The organism is Enterobacter sp. Lyrl_3 (assembly GCF_051948675.1).
Taxonomy (GTDB): Bacteria; Pseudomonadota; Gammaproteobacteria; order Enterobacterales; family Enterobacteriaceae; genus Enterobacter; species Enterobacter cloacae.
Genome location: NZ_JAYJLI010000007.1, coordinates 114,451 through 134,460, shown reverse-complemented (window position 1 = coordinate 134,460; position 20,010 = coordinate 114,451). Strand labels below are relative to the sequence as shown.

The 20,010-nt window shown below is 50.9% G+C and carries 19 protein-coding genes; 10 read left to right on the top strand and 9 right to left on the bottom strand.

Annotated features, from left to right (window positions below; all coding sequences use genetic code 11):
• Positions 1-51 precede the first annotated feature (51 nt).
• The 4 genes from gpsA to VF709_RS14845 are packed head-to-tail and all read right to left on the bottom strand — an operon-like array spanning position 52 to position 2,266.
• Positions 52-1,071, bottom strand: a complete 1,020-nt coding sequence (gpsA, locus tag VF709_RS14860; protein WP_038418364.1) for an NAD(P)H-dependent glycerol-3-phosphate dehydrogenase — start codon at positions 1,069-1,071, stop codon at positions 52-54.
• Positions 1,071-1,538 (bottom strand): protein-export chaperone SecB, encoded by a 468-nt coding sequence (secB, locus tag VF709_RS14855; RefSeq protein WP_003860835.1) that lies wholly within the window; start codon positions 1,536-1,538, stop codon positions 1,071-1,073. The genes gpsA and secB overlap by 1 nt, the downstream gene beginning before the upstream one ends.
• A gap of 33 nt (positions 1,539-1,571) precedes the next feature.
• Complete coding sequence (gene grxC, locus VF709_RS14850) at positions 1,572-1,823, bottom strand: glutaredoxin 3 (RefSeq protein ID WP_010426371.1); 252 nt, start codon at positions 1,821-1,823, stop codon at positions 1,572-1,574.
• Positions 1,824-1,834: 11 nt separating this feature from the next.
• Positions 1,835-2,266 (bottom strand): rhodanese-like domain-containing protein, encoded by a 432-nt coding sequence (locus VF709_RS14845; protein WP_013094920.1) that lies wholly within the window; start codon positions 2,264-2,266, stop codon positions 1,835-1,837.
• A gap of 248 nt (positions 2,267-2,514) precedes the next feature.
• Here VF709_RS14845 and gpmM point away from each other — a divergent pair, with 248 nt between their 5' ends.
• Genes gpmM through VF709_RS14830 form a run of 3 tightly spaced genes read left to right on the top strand, consistent with a single transcriptional unit; the run spans position 2,515 to position 6,288 of the window.
• Complete coding sequence (gene gpmM, locus VF709_RS14840) at positions 2,515-4,059, top strand: 2,3-bisphosphoglycerate-independent phosphoglycerate mutase (RefSeq protein ID WP_029881907.1); 1,545 nt, start codon at positions 2,515-2,517, stop codon at positions 4,057-4,059.
• Between the two features lie 33 nt (positions 4,060-4,092).
• Positions 4,093-5,352 (top strand): murein hydrolase activator EnvC, encoded by a 1,260-nt coding sequence (gene envC, locus VF709_RS14835; RefSeq protein ID WP_229060094.1) that lies wholly within the window; start codon positions 4,093-4,095, stop codon positions 5,350-5,352.
• 3 nt (positions 5,353-5,355) lie between these two features.
• Positions 5,356-6,288 carry a divergent polysaccharide deacetylase family protein gene (locus VF709_RS14830; protein ID WP_086528225.1) on the top strand — a complete coding sequence of 311 codons (933 nt, stop codon included), beginning with the start codon at positions 5,356-5,358 and terminating at the stop codon, positions 6,286-6,288.
• On the opposite strand, the gene VF709_RS14825 is transcribed toward VF709_RS14830, so the two are convergent.
• Entirely contained in the window at positions 6,289-7,089 is an 801-nt protein-coding gene (locus tag VF709_RS14825) for a glycosyltransferase family 2 protein (protein WP_029881905.1), read from the bottom strand.
• A 310-nt stretch (positions 7,090-7,399) separates the two neighbouring features.
• On the opposite strand from VF709_RS14825, the gene VF709_RS14820 reads away from it, so the two are divergent.
• Positions 7,400-8,497, top strand: coding sequence for a glycosyltransferase family 9 protein (locus VF709_RS14820; RefSeq protein ID WP_038418358.1), 1,098 nt, complete (start codon positions 7,400-7,402; stop codon positions 8,495-8,497).
• A gap of 73 nt (positions 8,498-8,570) precedes the next feature.
• Here the strand turns inward: VF709_RS14820 and VF709_RS14815 are convergent, their stop codons facing one another.
• From VF709_RS14815 to kbl, 3 genes are all read right to left on the bottom strand, one after another.
• Positions 8,571-10,151 carry a phosphoethanolamine transferase gene (locus VF709_RS14815; RefSeq protein WP_038418356.1) on the bottom strand — a complete coding sequence of 527 codons (1,581 nt, stop codon included), beginning with the start codon at positions 10,149-10,151 and terminating at the stop codon, positions 8,571-8,573.
• Positions 10,152-10,315: 164 nt separating this feature from the next.
• Positions 10,316-11,341 (bottom strand): L-threonine 3-dehydrogenase, encoded by a 1,026-nt coding sequence (gene tdh, locus VF709_RS14810; RefSeq protein WP_029881902.1) that lies wholly within the window; start codon positions 11,339-11,341, stop codon positions 10,316-10,318.
• Between the two features lie 9 nt (positions 11,342-11,350).
• The gene (kbl, locus tag VF709_RS14805) at positions 11,351-12,547 is read right to left on the bottom strand and encodes a glycine C-acetyltransferase (RefSeq protein ID WP_038418354.1); all 1,197 of its coding nucleotides are present in this window, start codon (positions 12,545-12,547) and stop codon (positions 11,351-11,353) included.
• Positions 12,548-12,762: 215 nt separating this feature from the next.
• On the opposite strand from kbl, the gene rfaD reads away from it, so the two are divergent.
• From rfaD to VF709_RS14775, 6 genes are read left to right on the top strand one after another with little or no spacing between them, the layout of a single operon-like run.
• On the top strand, positions 12,763-13,695 hold the full coding sequence (gene rfaD / locus VF709_RS14800; RefSeq protein ID WP_038418352.1) for an ADP-glyceromanno-heptose 6-epimerase: 933 nt from the start codon (positions 12,763-12,765) through the stop codon (positions 13,693-13,695).
• Positions 13,696-13,697: 2 nt separating this feature from the next.
• Positions 13,698-14,744 carry an ADP-heptose--LPS heptosyltransferase RfaF gene (rfaF, locus tag VF709_RS14795; protein WP_013094907.1) on the top strand — a complete coding sequence of 349 codons (1,047 nt, stop codon included), beginning with the start codon at positions 13,698-13,700 and terminating at the stop codon, positions 14,742-14,744.
• 3 nt (positions 14,745-14,747) lie between these two features.
• Positions 14,748-15,731, top strand: a complete 984-nt coding sequence (gene rfaC, locus VF709_RS14790; RefSeq protein ID WP_013094906.1) for a lipopolysaccharide heptosyltransferase RfaC — start codon at positions 14,748-14,750, stop codon at positions 15,729-15,731.
• A gap of 3 nt (positions 15,732-15,734) precedes the next feature.
• Positions 15,735-16,829 (top strand): glycosyltransferase family 9 protein, encoded by a 1,095-nt coding sequence (locus VF709_RS14785; RefSeq protein WP_023620211.1) that lies wholly within the window; start codon positions 15,735-15,737, stop codon positions 16,827-16,829.
• A 1-nt stretch (position 16,830) separates the two neighbouring features.
• Positions 16,831-17,736 carry a sugar glycosyltransferase gene (locus VF709_RS14780; RefSeq protein ID WP_038418350.1) on the top strand — a complete coding sequence of 302 codons (906 nt, stop codon included), beginning with the start codon at positions 16,831-16,833 and terminating at the stop codon, positions 17,734-17,736.
• Positions 17,723-18,886, top strand: coding sequence for an O-antigen ligase family protein (locus VF709_RS14775; RefSeq protein WP_038418348.1), 1,164 nt, complete (start codon positions 17,723-17,725; stop codon positions 18,884-18,886). Before VF709_RS14780 ends, VF709_RS14775 begins: the two co-directional genes overlap by 14 nt.
• 15 nt (positions 18,887-18,901) lie before the next feature.
• Here the strand turns inward: VF709_RS14775 and VF709_RS14770 are convergent, their stop codons facing one another.
• Positions 18,902-19,864 carry a polysaccharide deacetylase family protein gene (locus VF709_RS14770; protein ID WP_038418346.1) on the bottom strand — a complete coding sequence of 321 codons (963 nt, stop codon included), beginning with the start codon at positions 19,862-19,864 and terminating at the stop codon, positions 18,902-18,904.
• Positions 19,865-20,010 lie beyond the last annotated feature (146 nt).

Here is a 20,010-nt window from a genome sequence, read left to right as displayed (position 1 = left end):
TGACCAGCCAGTTCTGCGCTGGCTGGGTCATTCAGGTGACAATGGTTCCGACTAGTTACTGCTGCGCTCGTCCTTGCGCGCACGACCTAATAAGGTCAATGCTGCCTCGCGCGCATTTTTTCCGCAATACAATACCTGATAAATTTCCTCGGTTATTGGCATTTCGACACCAAAACGGTGCGCCAATTCGCGGACTTCTTTGGTATTGCGGTAGCCTTCAACCACCTGACCAATCTTCTCCTGCGCGCCTTTTACATCCATGCCCTGACCGAGCATCATGCCAAAGCGGCGGTTACGCGACTGGTTGTCGGTACAGGTCAGCACCAGATCGCCTAAACCCGCCATCCCCATAAAGGTGGCCGGATCGGCACCCAGTGCCGCCCCGAGACGGGACATCTCGGTTAACCCACGGGTGATCAGCGCAGTACGTGCATTGGCACCAAAGCCAATGCCGTCGGACATCCCGGCGCCAATGGCGATGACGTTCTTCACCGCACCGCCCAGCTGCACGCCGATAAAATCGGGATTGCTGTAGACGCGGAAACTCTTGCCGCAGTGCAGCAGGTGCTGAAGATCGTCCGCAAAAACAGGATCCGTGGAGGCCAGCGAGATTGCCGTTGGCAGGCCTGCGGCCAGCTCTTTGGCAAACGTTGGGCCGGAGATAACCGCCAGCGGGATCTCGGTACCCAGCACTTCGCGGGCAACGTCCTGCAACAGACGACCGGTTTCGGCTTCCAGCCCCTTCGTTGCCCACACAATGCGTGCATCCGGGCGCATCAGCGGCTTGATCTGCTGTAGCACGTCGCCAAACACATGGCTCGGCACCACAATCAAAATATTGCGGCTGGCTGCCAGCGCGGTCGCAAGATCGCTTTCCAGATACAGGGAGTCAGGGAACGGAACGTCAGGAAGGAACGCCACGTTGCAGCGGTCGTGCTGCAGCGTTGCGATATGTTTTGGGTCGTGGCCCCAGAGGACCACCTCGTGACCATTTCTTGCCAGCGTGATGGCAAGAGCGGTGCCGTAAGAGCCGGCACCGATCACAGTCATTGACGCATTAACAGTGCTCATCAGGCATCCTGATGTTGTTCAGCACCTTCGCCAGCCTGCTGCTGCAGATAGTTCATGAACAGCGCATCAAAGTTAACTGGCGCAAGGTTCAGTTGCGGGAATGTACCGCGAGAAACCAGGCTGGTGATGCATTCACGCGCATACGGGAACAGGATGTTCGGGCAGTATGCACCCAGGCAATGCGCCATCTGGTTGCCTTCAATACCGCCGATGGAGAAGATACCGCCCTGCTGTACTTCACACAGGAATGCAGTTTCTTCGCCCAGAGAGGCGGTCACGGTCACACGCAGTACGACTTCATACACGTCATCAGCCAGCTGGGTTGATGCGGTATCCAGATCAAGTTTAACCTCTGGCTGCCAATCTTTCTGGAAAACATGTGGCGCATTTGGCGCTTCGAAAGAGACATCCTTGGTGTAGATACGCTGGATCTGGAAAGTCATTTCGGTGTTGTTTTGTTCTGACATGGAAAAACCCTTTTTAAATTGTCCTAAAGTCTCTTAGCTCAGCAGGGGATCGAGTCCACCACGGGCGTCGAGCGCATACAAGTCATCACAGCCGCCAATGTGCTGCGCATCAATAAAAATCTGCGGAACCGTCGTGCGACCACTACGTTGAATCATCTCTTCGCGTTTTATCGCGTCACCATCGATCGGCAGTTCCTGGAACGTTACGCCTTTGCTGTTCAGCAGCGCTTTCGCACGGTGACAGAACGGGCAGGTCGCTTTGGTGTAGATCTCGATATTGGCCATCACTGAACTCCTTATTTACCGCGCACCAAAGGAAGGTTTTCTCCGCTCCAGCCGGAAATGCCTTCTTTCAGTACAGAGACGTTTTCGAAGCCTGCTTTATGAAGCAGGCTAGCAGATTCCTGCGCCTGCATGCCGGTACCGTCAACAACGATAATCGGCTGGGCTTTATGCTTCTCAAGCTCGCCCACGTTGTTGGCTTTGATTTCAGCTGGCAGCAGGTTGATAGCGCCTGCAATGTGCCCTTTGCGGAAATCGTCACGCTGACGCAGATCGACCACGACGGCATCTTCTTTGTTAATCAGACGCGTCGCTTCACCACGGGTGATAACCTTAATCTTAGACGTCAGGCCCTTAAATGTGGTGAACAGCACAGCGGCCAGCAGGCCAATCCACGCGATGCTCAGAACCGGATGGCGGCTAACGAATTGCATAATTTCTTGCATGGAGGGTAACTACTCCCGACTTAGTGATTAAAAAAACCAGGACAGGAGTATACCTGTGCGTTGTGGCAAATACAGCCAGCGACCCTAAGCTAATCCATTTTCTGCGGCATGCCACCTAAAAAAATGCCTCAAAATGGTCGGAGAAGCATCTTGCCCCTGCCCTTTCTTTGATCTTCTGCGGCTATTTGAACGATTCAGCTGTAGTAAAATTACGCAAATTTTTGACTCTTGAGCATGAGGTTGTCGCAATGTCGGTTTCTAAAAAACCTATGGTACTGGTGATTCTGGATGGCTATGGCTACCGTGAAGATCAACAGGATAACGCCATTTTCAACGCTAAAACCCCGGTCATGGATGCGCTGTGGGCGAAACGTCCCCACACTCTGATTGACGCATCCGGCCTGGAAGTGGGTCTGCCGGACCGTCAGATGGGTAACTCTGAAGTCGGTCACGTCAACCTGGGCGCCGGGCGTATCGTCTATCAGGATCTGACGCGTCTGGATGTTGAAATCAAAGAACGCACCTTCTTCGCCAACCCTGTGCTGTGCGGTGCGGTGGATAAAGCCGTTGCCGCAGGCAAAGCCGTGCATATCATGGGTCTGCTGTCTGCCGGCGGCGTTCATAGCCATGAAGATCATATTATGGCGATGGTTGAACTGGCCGCTGAGCGCGGTGCGGAAAAAATCTACCTGCACGCGTTCCTGGATGGCCGCGATACGCCACCGCGTAGCGCTAAAGGTTCGCTGGAAGCCTTCGAAGAGAAATTTGCCGCACTGGGCAAAGGCCGCGTGGCATCTATTATTGGCCGCTACTACGCCATGGATCGCGATAATCGCTGGGATCGTGTGGAACAGGCCTATGACCTGATGACGCTGGCAAAAGGCGAGTTCCAGTTTGCGACTGCCGTTGAGGGCCTTGAAGCCGCGTACGCGCGCGATGAAAACGACGAATTCGTGAAAGCGACCGTGATTCGCGCAGAAGGCCAGGCTGATGCCGCCATGGAAGATGGCGACGCGCTGATCTTCATGAACTTCCGTGCTGACCGTGCGCGTGAAATCACCCGCGCATTCGTTAACAGCGATTTCGACGGTTTCGCCCGTAAGAAAGCGGTGAACATCAACTTCATCCAGTTGACCGAATACGCCGCTGACATCGACGCCCCATGCGCTTACCCACCAGCTTCACTGGCCAATACCTTCGGTGAGTGGATGGCGAAAAACGATAAGACGCAGTTGCGTATCTCCGAAACCGAGAAATATGCCCACGTCACCTTCTTCTTTAACGGCGGTGTAGAAGAGCCGTTCAAAGGCGAAGATCGCATTCTGATTAATTCACCAAAAGTCGCTACCTATGACCTGCAGCCAGAGATGAGCTCTGCGGAATTGACCGAAAAACTGGTTGCGGCGATCGTTAGCGGCAAATACGACACCATCATCTGTAACTATCCAAACGGTGACATGGTGGGTCATACCGGGGTGATGGAAGCGGCTATTAAAGCGGTTGAAGCGCTGGATCACTGCGTTGAGCAGGTTGCCAAAGCGGTTGAATCCGTTGGCGGCCAGCTGCTGATTACCGCTGACCACGGTAACGCAGAGCAGATGCGCGACCCGGCAACCGGACAGGCGCATACGGCCCACACCAACCTGCCGGTTCCGCTGATTTATGTAGGTGATAAAGCACTGAAAGCAGTGGAAGGCGGCAAGCTTTCTGACATCGCACCAACCATGTTGTCGCTGATGGGTATGCCGATCCCTGAAGAGATGACTGGTAAGCCGCTGTTCATCGTGGAATAATCGCTCCCCATGAGGGGAAAGGCGATTTTTTCAATCACATGGGTCGTGAAACCGCTTAGGTTATCAGTCAGACCTCTGTTTTACGCCAGCGCACTCAGCGCTGGCGTATTGCTGTGCGCCGCATCCGCCCACGCGGATGATCGCGACCAGCTGAAATCCATTCAGGCCGATATCGCCGCCAAAGAGCGTGCGGTACGTCAGCAGCAACAGCAACGCGCGTCGCTGCTTGCTCAGCTTAAGCAGCAGGAAGAGGCGATCTCCGCCGCCGCACGTAAGCTCCGCGAAACACAAAACACCCTCTCCCAGTTGAATAAACAGATCGACGAGATGAACGCGTCGATTGCCAAGCTGGAACGTCAGCGCGATGCGCAGGAACGTAATCTTGCGGCGCAACTTGACGCCGCATTCCGCCAGGGTGAACACACCGGCCTTCAGCTGATCCTCAGCGGTGAAGAGAGCCAGCGCGGTCAGCGCCTGCAGGCTTATTTCGGCTATCTGAACCAGGCGCGTCAGGAGACTATCGCGCAGCTAAAACAGACGCGCGAAGAGGTCACCACGCAAAAAGCCGAGCTGGAAGAGAAGCAGAGCCAGCAGCAGACGCTGCTCTACGAACAGCAGGCCCAGCAGGCAAAGCTCGAGCAGGCTCGCAACGAACGTAAGAAAACCCTTTCCGGGCTTGAATCCTCCATTCAGGCTGGTCAGAGCCAGTTGAGCGAAATGCGCGCCAACGAATCGAAGCTGCGCAACAGCATCGCCCGAGCGGAGGCCGCGGCAAAAGCCCGCGCTGAAAAAGAGGCTCGCGAGGCGCAGGCCGTTCGCGATAAGCAGCAGGAAGCCTCCCGTAAGGGCACAACCTATAAACCAAGCGAAAGCGAACGCTCATTGATGTCACGAACCGGTGGCCTGGGCTCCCCTCGCGGTCAGGCTTACTGGCCCGTTCGCGGTACAATTCTGCATCGTTATGGCGAACAGCTGCAGGGTGAACTACGTTGGAAAGGGATAGTTATCGGTGCGTCTGAAGGTAGCGAAGTGAAAGCCATCGCCGATGGCCGCGTGATCCTGGCCGACTGGCTGCAGGGTTACGGGCTTGTGGTAGTGGTTGAGCACGGTAAAGGCGACATGAGCCTCTACGGTTACAACCAGAGCGCACTGGTCAGCGTTGGCACTCAGGTGCGCGCGGGTCAACCCATCGCCCTTGTGGGCAGCAGTGGCGGTCAGGGCCGCCCGTCACTCTATTTCGAAATTCGTCGCCAGGGTCAGGCGGTCAATCCACAGCCGTGGTTGGGAAGATAAGTTTTGCTTCAATTTCGTCGAATTGTTCTCTCCGTCGCCAGCGCACTGGCGCTGGTCGCACCGGTATACGCCGGTAAACTCGCCATTGTGATTGATGACTTCGGTTATCGTCCGCACTATGAAAATCAGGTGCTGGCGATGCCAGCAGCCATTTCTGTCGCCGTCCTCCCGAATGCGCCACACGCACGTGAGATGGCGACCAAGGCCCACAACAGCGGCCACCAGGTATTGATCCATCTGCCGATGGCCCCCATCAGCAAACAACCGCTGGAAAAAGATACTCTGCGCCCTGAGATGAGCAGCGATGAGATCGATCGCATTATCCGCGACGCTTACAACAAAGTGCCGTATGCCGTGGGGTTAAACAACCATATGGGCAGCGCGATGACATCCAGCCTGTACGGGATGCTCAAAGTGATGCAGGCGCTGGAGCGTTACAACCTCTACTTCCTCGACAGCATGACCATCGGCAACAGTCAGGCGATGCGTGCCGCGCAGGGAACGGGGGTGAAGGTGATTAAGCGCAAGGTGTTCCTTGACGATACGCAGAACGAAGCAGACATTCGCGTGCAGTTTAATCGCGCTGTGCAGCTGGCCCGCCGCAATGGCTCCGCGATTGCCATCGGCCACCCGCATCCGTCGACCGTTCGCGTCCTGCAGCAAATGCTGCCGACACTGCCTTCGGATATCACGCTGGTCCGCCCGAGCGATCTCCTGAACGAACCACAGGTTGATACGTCGACGCCGAACCAGGGTAAACCTGGGTTATCAACGCCGCGTAACCCGTTCCGCGGCGTAAAACGCTGTGTGCCGAAACATGCCCCTGAACCGGTTTATGCGACCCGGTTCTTCTCTGTGATTGGTGAAAGCATGAGCCAGAGTACGCTGGTGCAATATTTTCAACATCAGTGGCAGGGCTGGGGTAAGAAAGCGTAACTATTTTATAAGGTGAGAGTCCGTGTGCTCCCGTGCAGCGGACTCACGTTCATCCTGATACTGATACCAGGCTTTGAAATATTTTAAAAAACTGTACAAGGTGGCATAGAGCCCTGTAACTACACCAACTTTCCCCTGCCGCCATGCCCCGCTAAACAAGTACCATTTAAAGAAAGCCCCAATAGCACTCACCACACCACGTGCGATTGACGGCCTAAGCGTCTGATATTTTACGACTCGGGTGGTATAGACATTCAGCTTATTAAACACTTCATGCAGGGAATAAAATGTGTCGTGCCGGACATGACCAGGTATACGTGTCACCCGCGCCGCACCTATCGCCTTATCATCCACTGGTCGATTGTTAAATCTGACATGCTGGCGGTTGAACAATCTTAATGGGAAATCTGGAGAAGAAATCGGATAGATGGTTCGTGTGCGCTCGCCTAAGACATACCAGTAGCGTGACAGGCTCCATCCGCAATCAGCGGGCGGCTCCTCTCCAGACTTTAACGCCAGGATATAGTGTATAGTGTCTTCATCGAGTATTTCGTCACTATCCATACATAACACCCAGTCGTTAGATGACCGGGAAATGGCAATATTCATCTGCTCACCGTGCATTGCATACGGATGAAATATTGGTGTAATGGCATATTCCTGAAGGATAACTAATGTCTCATCTGAACTACCAGAATCAACAACAATAAACTCATCTGCAATACTCATTAACGGCGTTAACACCTTATGTAACAAGCGGGCAGAGTTGTATGTCAAAAGACATACGGTTAGTTTAAACATGTGGTCTCCTGAACTCAGTCAAGTCATTCCTGACAAGATAGTGCCAGCTATCACTGTTGTCACTTCCGAATCTGTATCTTATTTTTTATGGAAAAGCTGGCAAGGCTCACTTTGGTCAATAAAAAACTCTATAACATGATAGTCATCCCAGAAAAAATGACGGAACTCACAGAGTGAAAAAATGCATTAACTTATTGTTAAGTAACAGTAAAATCTTTGTCGCGTTGTTCTATTTCCTCAGACATTCCTTTTCGTTGTCGTTAAGATTATACTACCCACAGTAAAATGCTTAATTTGGTTTAGCGTGGTTATGAAGAAAATAATTGGTTATTTAAAGGAAATTAACAGGCAGCGAAACTATAAAACTAAAGAATTAAAAAGACGGCTACAGTTGCTTTCTTTATCGCGACAATTACAGGATAAGCGACAAGAAAAAATTGACGTCTCCAGCGTTAAAAAAATTCTTTTCCCTTTTGTTGATCTTGGAATTGGCGATGCGGTATGCCATACAGGAACCTGGCGTAATCTGAAAGATGCAGGCTATCAACTTCAGGTCATTGTTGAAGAACGAAATCGCGATCTCTTCGAGAAGATGACTGACATTGATGAAGTTTATGTTGTCGATATCAACAATATCAAAAAAATGAAAGATATCGAGACAGATCTGGTGATTAGTCATTATTCATGGATGAAGAGAAAGGAATTATTTAACACACAACTTCTGGCAAAAATTCATTATAAATATGCGATTGGATTTGGTGGCTGGCTGGATAAACCCTATAACTTAATGTTACCGGTGAGTCCTGAGTTTCATATTACACATCCCCAAAAAAAAATACTTAACGCTTTAAGTATTAAGCCCGCATCTCTTAGCTACTCCTTACCTGTTTTACCCGAGCATGAAGTTTTTATTGATGATTTTCTACAACCTCATGCTGGTAAAAAGATCGTTGTGCTTAATCCCTTCGCGAGCGTAGCCGAACGCAGTCTTTCTCTGCCTCAACTGGAAAAACTGGCGATTGATATTGTGCAGCACCCGGATACACAAGTTTTCATCATTGGTGAAGGAAAAAAACTGGCAGACCTTGCCTTCGATGATGAGAAAATTACTGTCTGTCGATTTAAATCGCTTTGGGATGCTATCACGCTCATAAAAAAAGCCGATTTAGTGGTCTCTGTTGATACGGCCATTGTTCATATCGCCTGTGCGTTTGATAAAAAAATTATTGCCATCTATTTTTCAATGCTGCTGGATCATAATAAAAACTTCGAAGGCAATACTATTTTCTCCCCAGTTGGCAAGAATTCAGAACAACTGATATTTGACAAGCGCCACAATAAAATAAACATTGATGATATCTCATCAAAAGTATTGAATAAACTTAGTAACGATAGTTCTGCGATCTAATAATAAAAGGGGCCTCAGGCCCCTTTTATTATTTTACGTCACCTTGATGTGCAATAGATATCACACGTCCGGGCTAACGTATATTACTCCAGTAATAGGTCTTACCTGTGGTATCCAGTACTGAGACATTCTTATCGTAACCGGCAAGCCATGAGTTTACCGACCGGACAGGTTGACCCTGACGATGGATCCCCAACCACAATTCAGCAAGCGTGTTCACATCATCAGCAGACCAGACGGTGTAATAGTCTCCTGTGTATTGCCTGGCTTTATCAACCTGTTGCCCATACCAGATAAACACAGGGATGTGCAGAGCCTCTCGTGGAGGGTTCACGTTTCCGTGAGAATAAACGACAGCGCGCTGCGGATCACGAATCAAACCATGATCGGAAAAATACATAACCGAAGAACGCGAGTTGGCCAGCATACTAAACATCTTGCCCATCAATGTGTCTGTATACCGTACCGAGTTGTCATAACAGTCATCGGCCTCATTGGTACCATGTAACACCGCCTGGTTTGCCGGAAAGCGCGTACAGGATGGTTCATGGCTGCCGTATAAATGCAAGACGATCACTTTTTTACCCGGGGCTTTTAATGCATTCTGCAACAGAGGTAGAAGATCTTCATCGTAACCGCCTTCGAGCCATTCATGCTTTTTCGTATTCATGGCAATCCCGGTGATGACGTTGTTATGCGCCCCGCCTTTACCCTGATGACTAAACCAATAAGTTTCATAGCCTGCTTTATTGGCAATATTAATAACATTATCACCATATTTTTTCGGATCGCGAATATTCACTTTATCAGCGGTCATGGCCAACGGTACGGCCATAATCGTGATAGGCGCTGGCGCTACAGCATTACGGAACAGCAAGAGCTGCGATTTCTGCTTTTCCAGCTCCGGCGTAGTATCTCGTTGATAACCATAGATGCCCATATTCGCCGCTCGCTCAGACTCACCGATAACCAGTACGTAGTTCTCAATACCGGTATCCGAAAGCGTGAGTTTGTAATCAGGAATGTTGTTACCGATATTGGCAATGACCGCGTTATCTTCAAAAGCCTGCATAAAAACTTTTGCCGTACTGACTGGTGTCGCCTGAACCACGCGCTGCGCCAGACTTTCGACGCTGCTTTTCCTGAGCTGGTGCTGTAGTGCCTGACCATAGAAAGCCAACAACGTCACGCCAAGCACAATGGCAGGCCAGCGACGAAATCGCGGTGCAACGGGCCATGCACCCGTATTTGCGGTATAAATAAAAAAAGCAGAGAGTGTGATAAAAATAATACATTCACGCCAGTACACGCTGAGCATTGAACTTGCTTCATCCGGTGTGGTGTGGATTATGCTCATTGCAAACCCATAACTAAACGCAGAATCGAAATTTCTCCATGCATATAGCTGGAGAGAAATATCTGCCGCAACTGGAATGAGAAGTACAATCGCCAGTACATTGCGTATTAATTTATTATCTATGCACTTGAGCATCAACAACATCAATAAAAAAACAAACGATCTGTTAATTACCAAATTATAGCGGGCATGTAAAATATTTACAGCCATAAGTATTAAAAGAGAAATCGCCAGATTTAAAAAAGAGGTAAACCGTGAAGTTGTATCAACCAGCTTCAGCGAAAGGTGCGTGGACATAATGTTTTGACAAGCCTGACAGTGTCTTCCTGACGTAATTATTATTAATAAACGCGTGGAGAAGAAAGATTGGTATTTTATTGAAAAGTAACAAGAAAATTCCGAAAAGTCAAACTACCATAATTAGCACTGGCACCCGTTTATACGGGTGCCAGCTGGCAGGTTTAATCCCAGCTCAAAATAACCTTCCCGGACTGGCCCGAACGCATCGCGTCAAAGCCTTTCTGGAAATCATCAACGGAGAAACGATGTGTAATAATCGGGGACAGATCCAGACCAGACTGAATTAATGCCGCCATCTTATACCAGGTTTCGAACATTTCACGGCCATAGATGCCTTTAATGAACAGCCCTTTGAAGATAACTTTATTCCAGTCGATAGACATATCCGACGGCGGAATACCCAGCATCGCAATACGACCGCCGTGGTTCATGGTATCCAGCATGGTACGGAACGCCGGTGGTGCGCCGGACATCTCCAGACCCACGTCAAACCCTTCGGTCATGCCCAGCTCTTCCATCACATCGGCCAGGCTCTCTTTAGAGACATCCACCGCACGGGTGACGCCCATCTTGCGGGCCAGCGACAGACGGTATTCGTTCACGTCGGTAATCACTACATTACGCGCACCCACGTGCTTCGCCACCGCTGCGGCCATAATCCCGATAGGGCCCGCGCCGGAGACCAACACATCCTCGCCGACCAGGTCGAAAGAGAGCGCCGTATGTACCGCGTTGCCGAACGGGTCAAAGATGGAGGCCAGATCGTCAGAAATGTTGTCCGGAATTTTGAACGCGTTAAAGGCCGGGATCACCAGGTACTCGGCAAAGCAACCCGGACGGTTCACGCCCACGCCAATGGTATTACGGCACAGGTGCGTACGCCCACCGCGGCAGTTACGGCAGTGGCCGCAGGTGATGTGTCCTTCACCCGAGACGCGGTCGCCAATGTTAAAACCTTTCACTTCCTGACCAATCCCAACCACTTCACCAACGTATTCGTGGCCGACAACCATGGGTACCGGAATGGTTTTTTGCGACCACTGATCCCAGTTGTAGATATGAACGTCAGTGCCGCAAATGGCGGTTTTACGAATTTTGATCAGCAGATCGTTATGACCGACTTCCGGCTCCGGCACGTCGGTCATCCAAATCCCTTCTTCCGCTTTCAGTTTGGATAACGCTTTCATCACACGTCCTCAGGCAATTACGCCCAGCTGTTTACCGATGCGGGTAAAGGCTTCCACCGCACGTTCAATTTGTTCAGGCGAATGCGCCGCGGACATCTGGGTGCGGATACGCGCCTGGCCTTTTGGTACGACCGGGAAGAAGAACCCGGTCACGTAAATGCCTTCTTTTTGCAGCTCACGGGCAAAGTTCTGCGCCACGACGGCATCGCCCAGCATGACCGGGATAATGGCGTGGTCAGCACCGGCCAGGGTAAACCCTGCCGCACTCATTTTTTCGCGGAACAGGCGCGCGTTGGACCACAGACGGTCGCGCAGTTCAGCCCCGGATTCCACCATCTCCAGCACTTTGATGGAGGCGGCAACAATGGCCGGCGCGAGGGAGTTGGAGAACAGGTACGGACGGGAGCGCTGGCGCAGCCACTCCACCACCTCTTTACGCGCAGCGGTATAGCCGCCAGACGCGCCACCAAGCGCTTTGCCCAGCGTACCGGTGATGATGTCCACGCGGCCCATCACGTCACAGTATTCATGCGAGCCACGGCCGTTTTCACCCACAAAACCGACCGCGTGCGAGTCATCGACCATCACCAGCGCATCGTATTTATCCGCCAGGTCGCACACGCCCTTCAGGTTGGCGATCACGCCGTCCATAGAGAACACGCCGTCGGTGGCGATGAGCACATGGCGAGCACCCGCGTCACGCGCCTCTTTCAGGCGTGCTTCCAGTTCAACCATATCGTTGTTGGCATAGCGGAAACGCTTCGCTTTACACAGGCGCACACCATCAATGATGGAAGCGTGGTTAAGGGCGTCGGAGATAATGGCATCTTCTGCACCCAGCAGAGTCTCAAACAGACCGCCGTTGGCATCGAAGCAGGAGGAGTACAGAATTGCGTCTTCCATGCCTAAGAAGTTCGCCAGCTTTTTCTCAAGCTGCTTGTGACTGTCCTGCGTGCCGCAGATAAAGCGTACGGAGGCCATACCAAAACCATGGGTATCCATACCGCTTTTCGCCGCAGCAATCAGCTCAGGGTGATTCGCAAGACCCAGGTAGTTGTTCGCACAAAAGTTGATCACATGGCTGCCATCGGCAACGGTGATGTCCGCCTGCTGAGCAGACGTGATAATACGCTCTTCTTTAAACAACCCTTCCGCACGCGCGGTCTCAAGGTCGCTGTTTAACTGTTTGTAAAAATCACCACGCATTGCAATTCTCCAGACTCGGCAAATTTCGGCACATATTACCCAAACCTATAGTTCATGACGAGATGACACATTATCTCTTCTCGTTTTTGCAGCATAAATCACGTGTACCCTTGCGCTATGTCGGTGAATGGCTGAAGGGCAGCCATACTAATGATATGATAGAACCATTAGCGTCCGGGATTGTCCCCGGACTCCACACTTCAAAGGTTACAGTTATGATCATCGTTACCGGCGGCGCGGGCTTTATCGGCAGCAATATTGTTAAAGCTCTCAATGACAAAGGCATCACCGACATCCTGGTGGTTGACAACCTGAAAGACGGCACCAAGTTCGTCAACCTGGTGGATCTGAACATCGCTGACTACATGGATAAAGAAGACTTCCTTATCCAGATTATGGCAGGTGAAGAGTTCGGCGAGATCGAAGCCATCTTCCACGAAGGGGCATGCTCCTCCACCACAGAGTGGGACGGCAAGTACATGATGGACAACAACTATCAGTACTCTAAAGAGCTGCTTCACTACTGTCTGGAGCGTGAAATTCCGTTCCTGTATGCCTCTTCGGCGGCCACCTACGGCGGACGTACCTCTGATTTCATTGAATCCCGCCAATATGAGCAGCCGTTGAACGTTTACGGTTACTCCAAGTTCCTTTTCGACGAGTATGTGCGTCAGGTGTTGCCAGAAGCGAACTCCCAAATCGTTGGTTTCCGCTACTTCAACGTCTACGGGCCGCGCGAAGGCCACAAAGGCAGCATGGCGAGCGTGGCGTTCCATCTGAACACTCAGCTGAATAACGGCGAAAGTCCAAAACTGTTCGAAGGCAGCGACGGCTTTAAGCGTGACTTCGTCTACGTAGGCGACGTTGCCGCCGTGAACCTGTGGTTCTGGGAAAATGGGGTATCCGGTATTTTCAACCTTGGCACCGGCCGCGCGGAATCTTTCCAGGCCGTGGCTGACGCAACGCTGGCGTATCACAAGAAAGGCAGCATTGAGTACATTCCTTTCCCGGACAAACTGAAAGGCCGCTACCAGGCATTCACCCAGGCCGATCTGACTAACCTGCGCGCAGCGGGTTATGACAAGCCGTTCAAGACCGTTGCCGAAGGCGTAACGGAATATATGGCCTGGCTGAATCGCGACGCGTAAGTATGAGAATTCTGGTGATCGGCCCGTCATGGGTGGGCGACATGATGATGTCGCAAAGTCTCTATCGCACGCTCAAGGCGCGTTATCCCCAGGCGATAATCGACGTGATGGCACCCGCATGGTGCCGTCCGTTGTTATCGCGTATGCCGGAAGTGAATGAAGCCATCCCAATGCCGCTCGGCCATGGGGCGCTGGAAATTGGCGAACGTCGTAAACTCGGTCACAGTCTGCGCGAGAAGCGTTATGACCGCGCTTACGTGTTACCCAATTCGTTTAAATCCGCGCTTGTGCCCTTCTTCGCCGGTGTGCCGCACCGTACCGGCTGGCGCGGTGAGATGCGCTACGGTCTGCTTAATGACGCACGCGTGCTGGATAAAGAGGCCTGGCCATTAATGGTGGAGCGCTATGTGGCGCTGGCCTACGACAAAGGCGTGATGCGCAGCGCAAAAGACCTGCCGCAGCCGCTGCTATGGCCACAGCTACAGGTCAGCGAGGGTGAAAAATCCCAGACCTGTAACGCGTTTGGTCTTTCCTCTGAACGGCCAATGATTGGCTTCTGCCCGGGCGCAGAATTCGGCCCGGCAAAACGCTGGCCGCACTATCACTACGCAGAGCTGGCAAAGCAGTTGATTGACGAAGGTTATCAGATCGTTCTGTTCGGCTCGGCCAAAGACCACGAGGCGGGGAACGAAATCCTGGCAGCCCTCAGCACAGAACAGCAGGCCTGGTGCCGCAACCTGGCCGGGGAAACCCAGCTCGAGCAGGCGGTGATTTTACTTGCTGCCTGTAAAGCCGTAGTCACCAACGACTCCGGGCTGATGCACGTCGCCGCCGCGCTCAACCGCCCGCTGGTTGCGTTGTACGGTCCAAGTAGCCCGGACTTCACGCCGCCGCTCTCAAATAAGGCGCGCGTTATTCGTCTGATCACGGGTTACCATAAGGTGCGTAAAGGCGATGCCGCGCAAGGTTATCACCAGAGCCTGATCGACATCACGCCGCAGCGCGTTCTCGAAGAACTCAACGAACTGCTGCTGAGCGAAGAAGGATAACGAATGCGGGTATTGATCGTTAAAACCTCTTCGATGGGTGATGTGCTGCATACGCTTCCGTCGCTGACGGACGCCATGCGGGCCATTCCTGGCATTCGTTTTGACTGGGTGGTGGAAGAAGGCTTCGCGCAGATCCCTACCTGGCACGAAGCGGTCGATCGCGTGATCCCGGTGGCCATCCGCCGCTGGCGTAAAGCGTGGTTTTCCACACCGATTAAAGCCGAGCGCAAAGCCTTCCGCGATGCGGTGCAGGCGCAGCGTTACGACTCCATTATCGACGCGCAGGGGCTGGTCAAAAGCGCCGCGCTAGTCACGCGCCTGGCACACGGTGTAAAGCACGGCATGGACTGGCAAACCGCCCGCGAACCACTCGCCAGCCTGTTCTATAACCGTCGTCACCATATTGCAAAGCAGCAGCACGCAGTGGAACGCACCCGCGAGCTGTTCGCAAAAAGCCTCGGTTACACAAAGCCGGAAACGCAGGGTGATTACGCGATTTCGCAGCATTTTCTGCGTGATGCAGAGAAGCCTGCGCAGCCCTGGCTGGTCTTCCTGCATGCCACAACGCGCGATGATAAGCACTGGCCGGAAACGCACTGGCGAAGACTCATTGAACTAATGCAACCTGCCGGCATCCATATTAAACTGCCGTGGGGTGCTGAACATGAGCGCCAGCGTGCTGAACGTCTGGCAGCCGGTTTTTCGCACGTCGAGGTTTTACCTAAACTCACGCTGGCGCAAGTTGCTGCAGAGCTGGCCGGAGCTAAAGCTGTCGTTTCCGTTGATACGGGTTTAAGCCATTTAACCGCGGCGCTGGATCGTCCAAACATCACGATTTTTGGCCCGACCGATCCCGGTTTGATTGGGGGTTACGGTAAAAACCAGCATCAAATGGTCAGCCCGACTCAACAAACGAGGGACATTAGCGCAGATGCCATTTTTTCATTTTTACAGGACAGCCACTGGCTTTCCGACAGGGATATCTAACGAATGAGTTACGTATTTCTGCTGATTTTACTCCTTCCGGTGAAGCTTATCCGGAAGCTGTTCCGCAAAGATACAGGTAAAAACCTGGTCATTCAGACAGCCAAAATCGGTGATTTTGTTAATGCGACGCCCCTGCTGGCATACCTGCAAAAAAGTGATGTGCTCATCAGTCGCAGCGTAGGTGCGCTGGCGAAGCATGACGAAACGATCGAAGAGATTTTTTTTATCGAGCAGCATAAGCGTAGCCTGTGGCGTAAGCTCAGCTTTGCCTGCCGCATCATGAACCGCTACGACAACGTCTATCTTCTGCAACCCAACAGCGTAAATCTGTTTTTTGCCGCCGTCTGTAATGCCAAAAACAAACAATTTTTAAGCATTTACACCCGCAGATGGTATCACGGGATTTTCTATCTCACCGCCGACGGTACCGTTGAGCACGGCAAAAAAACGCTATCAGTGACCAATTACCTGAAGCTGGCCGACCGTTCGTTGACGTGGCAGGACTCGCCCAAGCACGCCACAAAGCCGCTGTTCAAACCGGCGACCTACCCGGCAATTCTCGACAAACCTGATGTGATCCGTATCGGCATTAGCATTGCCGCAGGTAATAAAGCCAAAACGGTGCCGCCGGTTATCTGGAAGCGAATTATTGACCGTCTCGCCGACCTGCCCTGCGAGTTTTATGTGTTTGGCGCCCCTGATGAACAGTCGTGGCTGGACGATATCACCCGTGCTTACGGTGACATTCCTAACTTGATCAGTCTGATTGGGAAGATCACGCTGGAAGAACTCCCGTGGGCTATTTCAAAGATGGATTGCTATATCGCGTCTGATTCCGGGAATATTTACATTGCCGATGCAGTGGGTGTGCCTATCGTCATGTTGTTTGGCCCGTGCTGCCATTACGAACAACGCCCTCTCGGCAATGTTCTGTTAATTGGCAATGACGAAAATATTAACTCATACGTATTTGAAACACGTTACTATTTCAGCCAACCAAAAGAAGAGCTGTTTGCCGTAGGTGAAACCGATCTGGATAAGATTGCCAGTTTATTAACGACCGTGAATAAAAACAAAAAGGAATCACTTGAGGCGTGAAATGGGCTCTTTGACCAAGCAACTGTATCGATATACGCATAAGCGTAATATGCGACATAATGAGAATTTATGGCCATTTATTAAATTATCTCGCAATGAAACCGGTGAAATATGTGATTTAAAATATAAGGGGTTGGATATCAAACTGACCTCCTTATCCTCACTTCACCACCGATTCAATGGTGAGATCCTGATTGCGGCGACAGGCCCTTCAATCAAACATATTGATTTTGCAAAATTGCCGACATCGGTAGCGACCGCTGGCGTGAATGGCGCCTGGCACCTTAATCACCAGCTCAATTTTAGTCTTTATTTCATTGTCGACATGACGTTTATCGACCGTCAAACGGCGCTTTTGAAACGATTAACCGGCTGTAAAAATGTTATTTTATTTACTACCGTTATGGGGATCGTCAAACTTATAAAGCGTTTCTCCTACGAAAACATTCAGTGCCAGATTTGTATTATTGAAGATATTTGTTATGAGACCTACAAACCTTCAATTAAACAGGATAATCTGCGTCAAGCTTTAGCGGACACACCAGAAATTGTTTTCTCTGATACGCATCCGAATATTGCTTTTAGTCGTGATGTGCGACATGGAGTGGTGGATGCTGGCACCGTGATATACTGGGCGCTTCAGATAATTTACTTTCTGGGATTCAAGAAAATTTATATTGCCGGTCTTGATATGAATAATTTCAACCAGCCACGTTTCTATGAAAGCAACGATACGATGTTGCCATCATTTCTTGAGGATAAAGTGCATAATGTTGTGATCCCCGCGCTAACGCTGGCAAGCACCATTTTCAAAAATGATAACATTTCAGTTATCAATCTCTCTCCTCAAAGCGCTATCCCTGACTCCGTTTTTCCCAGAAAGGATTTTAGTGATGTCTTCAATTAATTTGCAACGCTACCTGTTCTATCCTTTTGTGCTCTTTATGTTTTTGAGCATGATTTTTTGCGGTGTCTCACGGGTAAATATCTTATTCCATATCTCGCTGGCTCTGTTTATCATCACAATGATTATCAATAGTGAGACACGAACCCGTTTTATCAACGATCGTGACTTCCTTCCTGCGCTGGGGATGACCGGTGCCTTTTTGCTCTATTTTTCACTCTCGAATTTGTGGGCTGAATCTTCACATCTTAGCTCAGCCATCAGCCATTCTTTTTATTTATTTGTTTTTCTGTGCCTTTATCGTCAGTGTGAGTTACAGGAAAGAAAAAAATATATCATTGGCGCAGCCTATCTCGGCATCGTGGCACTGACGATATTAACGCTGATTTATGTCAATAAAGAGCACATATTTCAAAATCGGCTAGCACGTGCTTTCCCGTTCTCCCCGGATAATGTCATTGATCTTGGGGGATACATGGCGCTGGGTATTCTGTTGAGCGCCATTCTGGTTCGCGAAACGCGTAACTACTGGTTCTATATTCCCGTTCCCCTGCTGCTGGTCTGCTTGATTCTGACCCAAAGCCGTGGGCCTTTCCTTTCGATGATTGTCGCCGCTATCGTTGCGTTTCTGTGTAAACCGAAATGGAATTTAAAGCTATTAGCTGGCTCGCTGATCGTATTGATAGTTATTGGCTCCATCCTTTATTTCAGCGGCTTCTTCGATATATTCATCAAACGCGCGGAAGAATCTTCCCGTGCAGGCTCTGTCCGTTTCGGCATCTGGCAGCATGCTTTTGAAGTGGCGAAGCAAAAAATGATTTTCGGCTGGGGTTTCAATAAAGAACTTGAATTCATTAACGGCTATGGTCAACCTGTTACCACAACGCATAGCCTTTATTTAGCGACTTTCCTGAAGGGCGGTATTGTGGGGCTTCTGCTACTTTTGAGTATGATTCTCTTTGCGGGCAGACAATGTCTTCGCCACCTTGCTGCTAATCACAAAGCAGAGATTGCGGTTATTGTCTTTGCGCTGATGTTCTATGTTACCCAGGGCATGTTCGTAATCAGCAATCCGCGAGAATACTGGGTGCTATTCTGGCTTCCACTTGCCATTATTTTCAGCACCCCGGTAAAAACTGCGCTGCAAAAATAATTCCAGAGGCGCCGATTAATCGGCGCTTTTTTTATGGGAATAAAACTCCGCCAGCGTCATCCCTACCGTCTTGTCGGATAACCAGCTAAAGAGCACTTCCAGATCCTGATACAACCCTTCAATCGCCGCCTCATCTTTAAACGTAGGACTTCCGCCCGGCATAAATTCCGAGGAATGCAGCATAAACTCCACGTAGTCATGTCCCTGAGACAGGCATTGCTGTGCGACCTGAATCATCTGCGACGCATTACCACCGGACGGTCTCAACCAGTTTACGGACGGTGAACGATATTTACCGCGCAGGCGATCGTAGCCCTGTTTGACGGTGTTCAACCAGGCCGGATGCTTATACTGGATGCTCATCGGCACTTCGAGTAAGGGGCTATTGCCCGCTCGTGAGATATCGTCTGTATCAATAAAGTAGGCGTGGTCTGGAAAGTGCTGATAATTGGTTCCGCCATTCCCCTGCGGTGCGCCTTTCGCGTTGCGCCAGTTCACGCGCGGCGTAACAGAGCAATCAACCTGGTAGCCCAGTTCGATCAGCAGTCTGGCGTAACGGCTATCAAAGGCCCAGCGCCCGGCGCGATGGCTTAACATTTTGGTCTGGAAGGTCTCTTCCAGCAGACGGGTCATGAACACTACTTTCTCGCGCATCACCTCATCTGAAAATTCAATCAAATACGGCTGCCAGCGCCAGTCATCTCCAGTGAGATCGTGTTCAGGAGGGCTATTCCACGCGTGAAGGTGCATCCCGACTTCACCCTGACCGCGGGCGATCACATCTTTGGCAAACTCAATGAAAACCGGCTCAATCGCCATCTCATAATTTGTCAGCCATACGGGTTTGAAACCGAAACGCTCACAAAGCGTCTGGAATCGCGCCAGATAGCGCGCATTCTCCGTTTTAATGACGCGGTGATTTTGCCAGAGATTATCGCCTTCAGTATCAATCGTGATGATAAACGCTGGTTTTTTCATAATGAGTCCGCAAGACAGGAAAGTTAGCGCTATGTTACGCACTCACCGAAGCATGAGTAAACCCTTCCAGGGAATTTCCTGAGATTATGGAGAAAGAGTGCAAGTCGCTATCAGGTCTATTAGAATTGCCAACAGTACAACGCCAA

Bases quoted from the DNA above. Each gene is read 5' to 3' on its own strand.
- gpsA (WP_038418364.1), bottom strand. From the start codon at position 1,071: ATGAGCACTGTTAATGCGTCAATGACTGTGATCGGTGCCGGCTCTTAC.
- secB (WP_003860835.1), bottom strand. From the start codon at position 1,538: ATGTCAGAACAAAACAACACCGAAATGACTTTCCAGATCCAGCGTATC.
- grxC (WP_010426371.1), bottom strand. From the start codon at position 1,823: ATGGCCAATATCGAGATCTACACCAAAGCGACCTGCCCGTTCTGTCAC.
- VF709_RS14845 (WP_013094920.1), bottom strand. From the start codon at position 2,266: ATGCAAGAAATTATGCAATTCGTTAGCCGCCATCCGGTTCTGAGCATC.
- gpmM (WP_029881907.1), top strand. From the start codon at position 2,515: ATGTCGGTTTCTAAAAAACCTATGGTACTGGTGATTCTGGATGGCTAT.
- VF709_RS14825 (WP_029881905.1), bottom strand. From the start codon at position 7,089: ATGTTTAAACTAACCGTATGTCTTTTGACATACAACTCTGCCCGCTTG.
- VF709_RS14820 (WP_038418358.1), top strand. From the start codon at position 7,400: ATGAAGAAAATAATTGGTTATTTAAAGGAAATTAACAGGCAGCGAAAC.
- VF709_RS14815 (WP_038418356.1), bottom strand. From the start codon at position 10,151: ATGTCCACGCACCTTTCGCTGAAGCTGGTTGATACAACTTCACGGTTT.
- tdh (WP_029881902.1), bottom strand. From the start codon at position 11,341: ATGAAAGCGTTATCCAAACTGAAAGCGGAAGAAGGGATTTGGATGACC.
- kbl (WP_038418354.1), bottom strand. From the start codon at position 12,547: ATGCGTGGTGATTTTTACAAACAGTTAAACAGCGACCTTGAGACCGCG.
- rfaD (WP_038418352.1), top strand. From the start codon at position 12,763: ATGATCATCGTTACCGGCGGCGCGGGCTTTATCGGCAGCAATATTGTT.
- rfaF (WP_013094907.1), top strand. From the start codon at position 13,698: ATGAGAATTCTGGTGATCGGCCCGTCATGGGTGGGCGACATGATGATG.
- rfaC (WP_013094906.1), top strand. From the start codon at position 14,748: ATGCGGGTATTGATCGTTAAAACCTCTTCGATGGGTGATGTGCTGCAT.
- VF709_RS14785 (WP_023620211.1), top strand. From the start codon at position 15,735: ATGAGTTACGTATTTCTGCTGATTTTACTCCTTCCGGTGAAGCTTATC.
- VF709_RS14780 (WP_038418350.1), top strand. From the start codon at position 16,831: ATGGGCTCTTTGACCAAGCAACTGTATCGATATACGCATAAGCGTAAT.
- VF709_RS14775 (WP_038418348.1), top strand. From the start codon at position 17,723: ATGTCTTCAATTAATTTGCAACGCTACCTGTTCTATCCTTTTGTGCTC.
- VF709_RS14770 (WP_038418346.1), bottom strand. From the start codon at position 19,864: ATGAAAAAACCAGCGTTTATCATCACGATTGATACTGAAGGCGATAAT.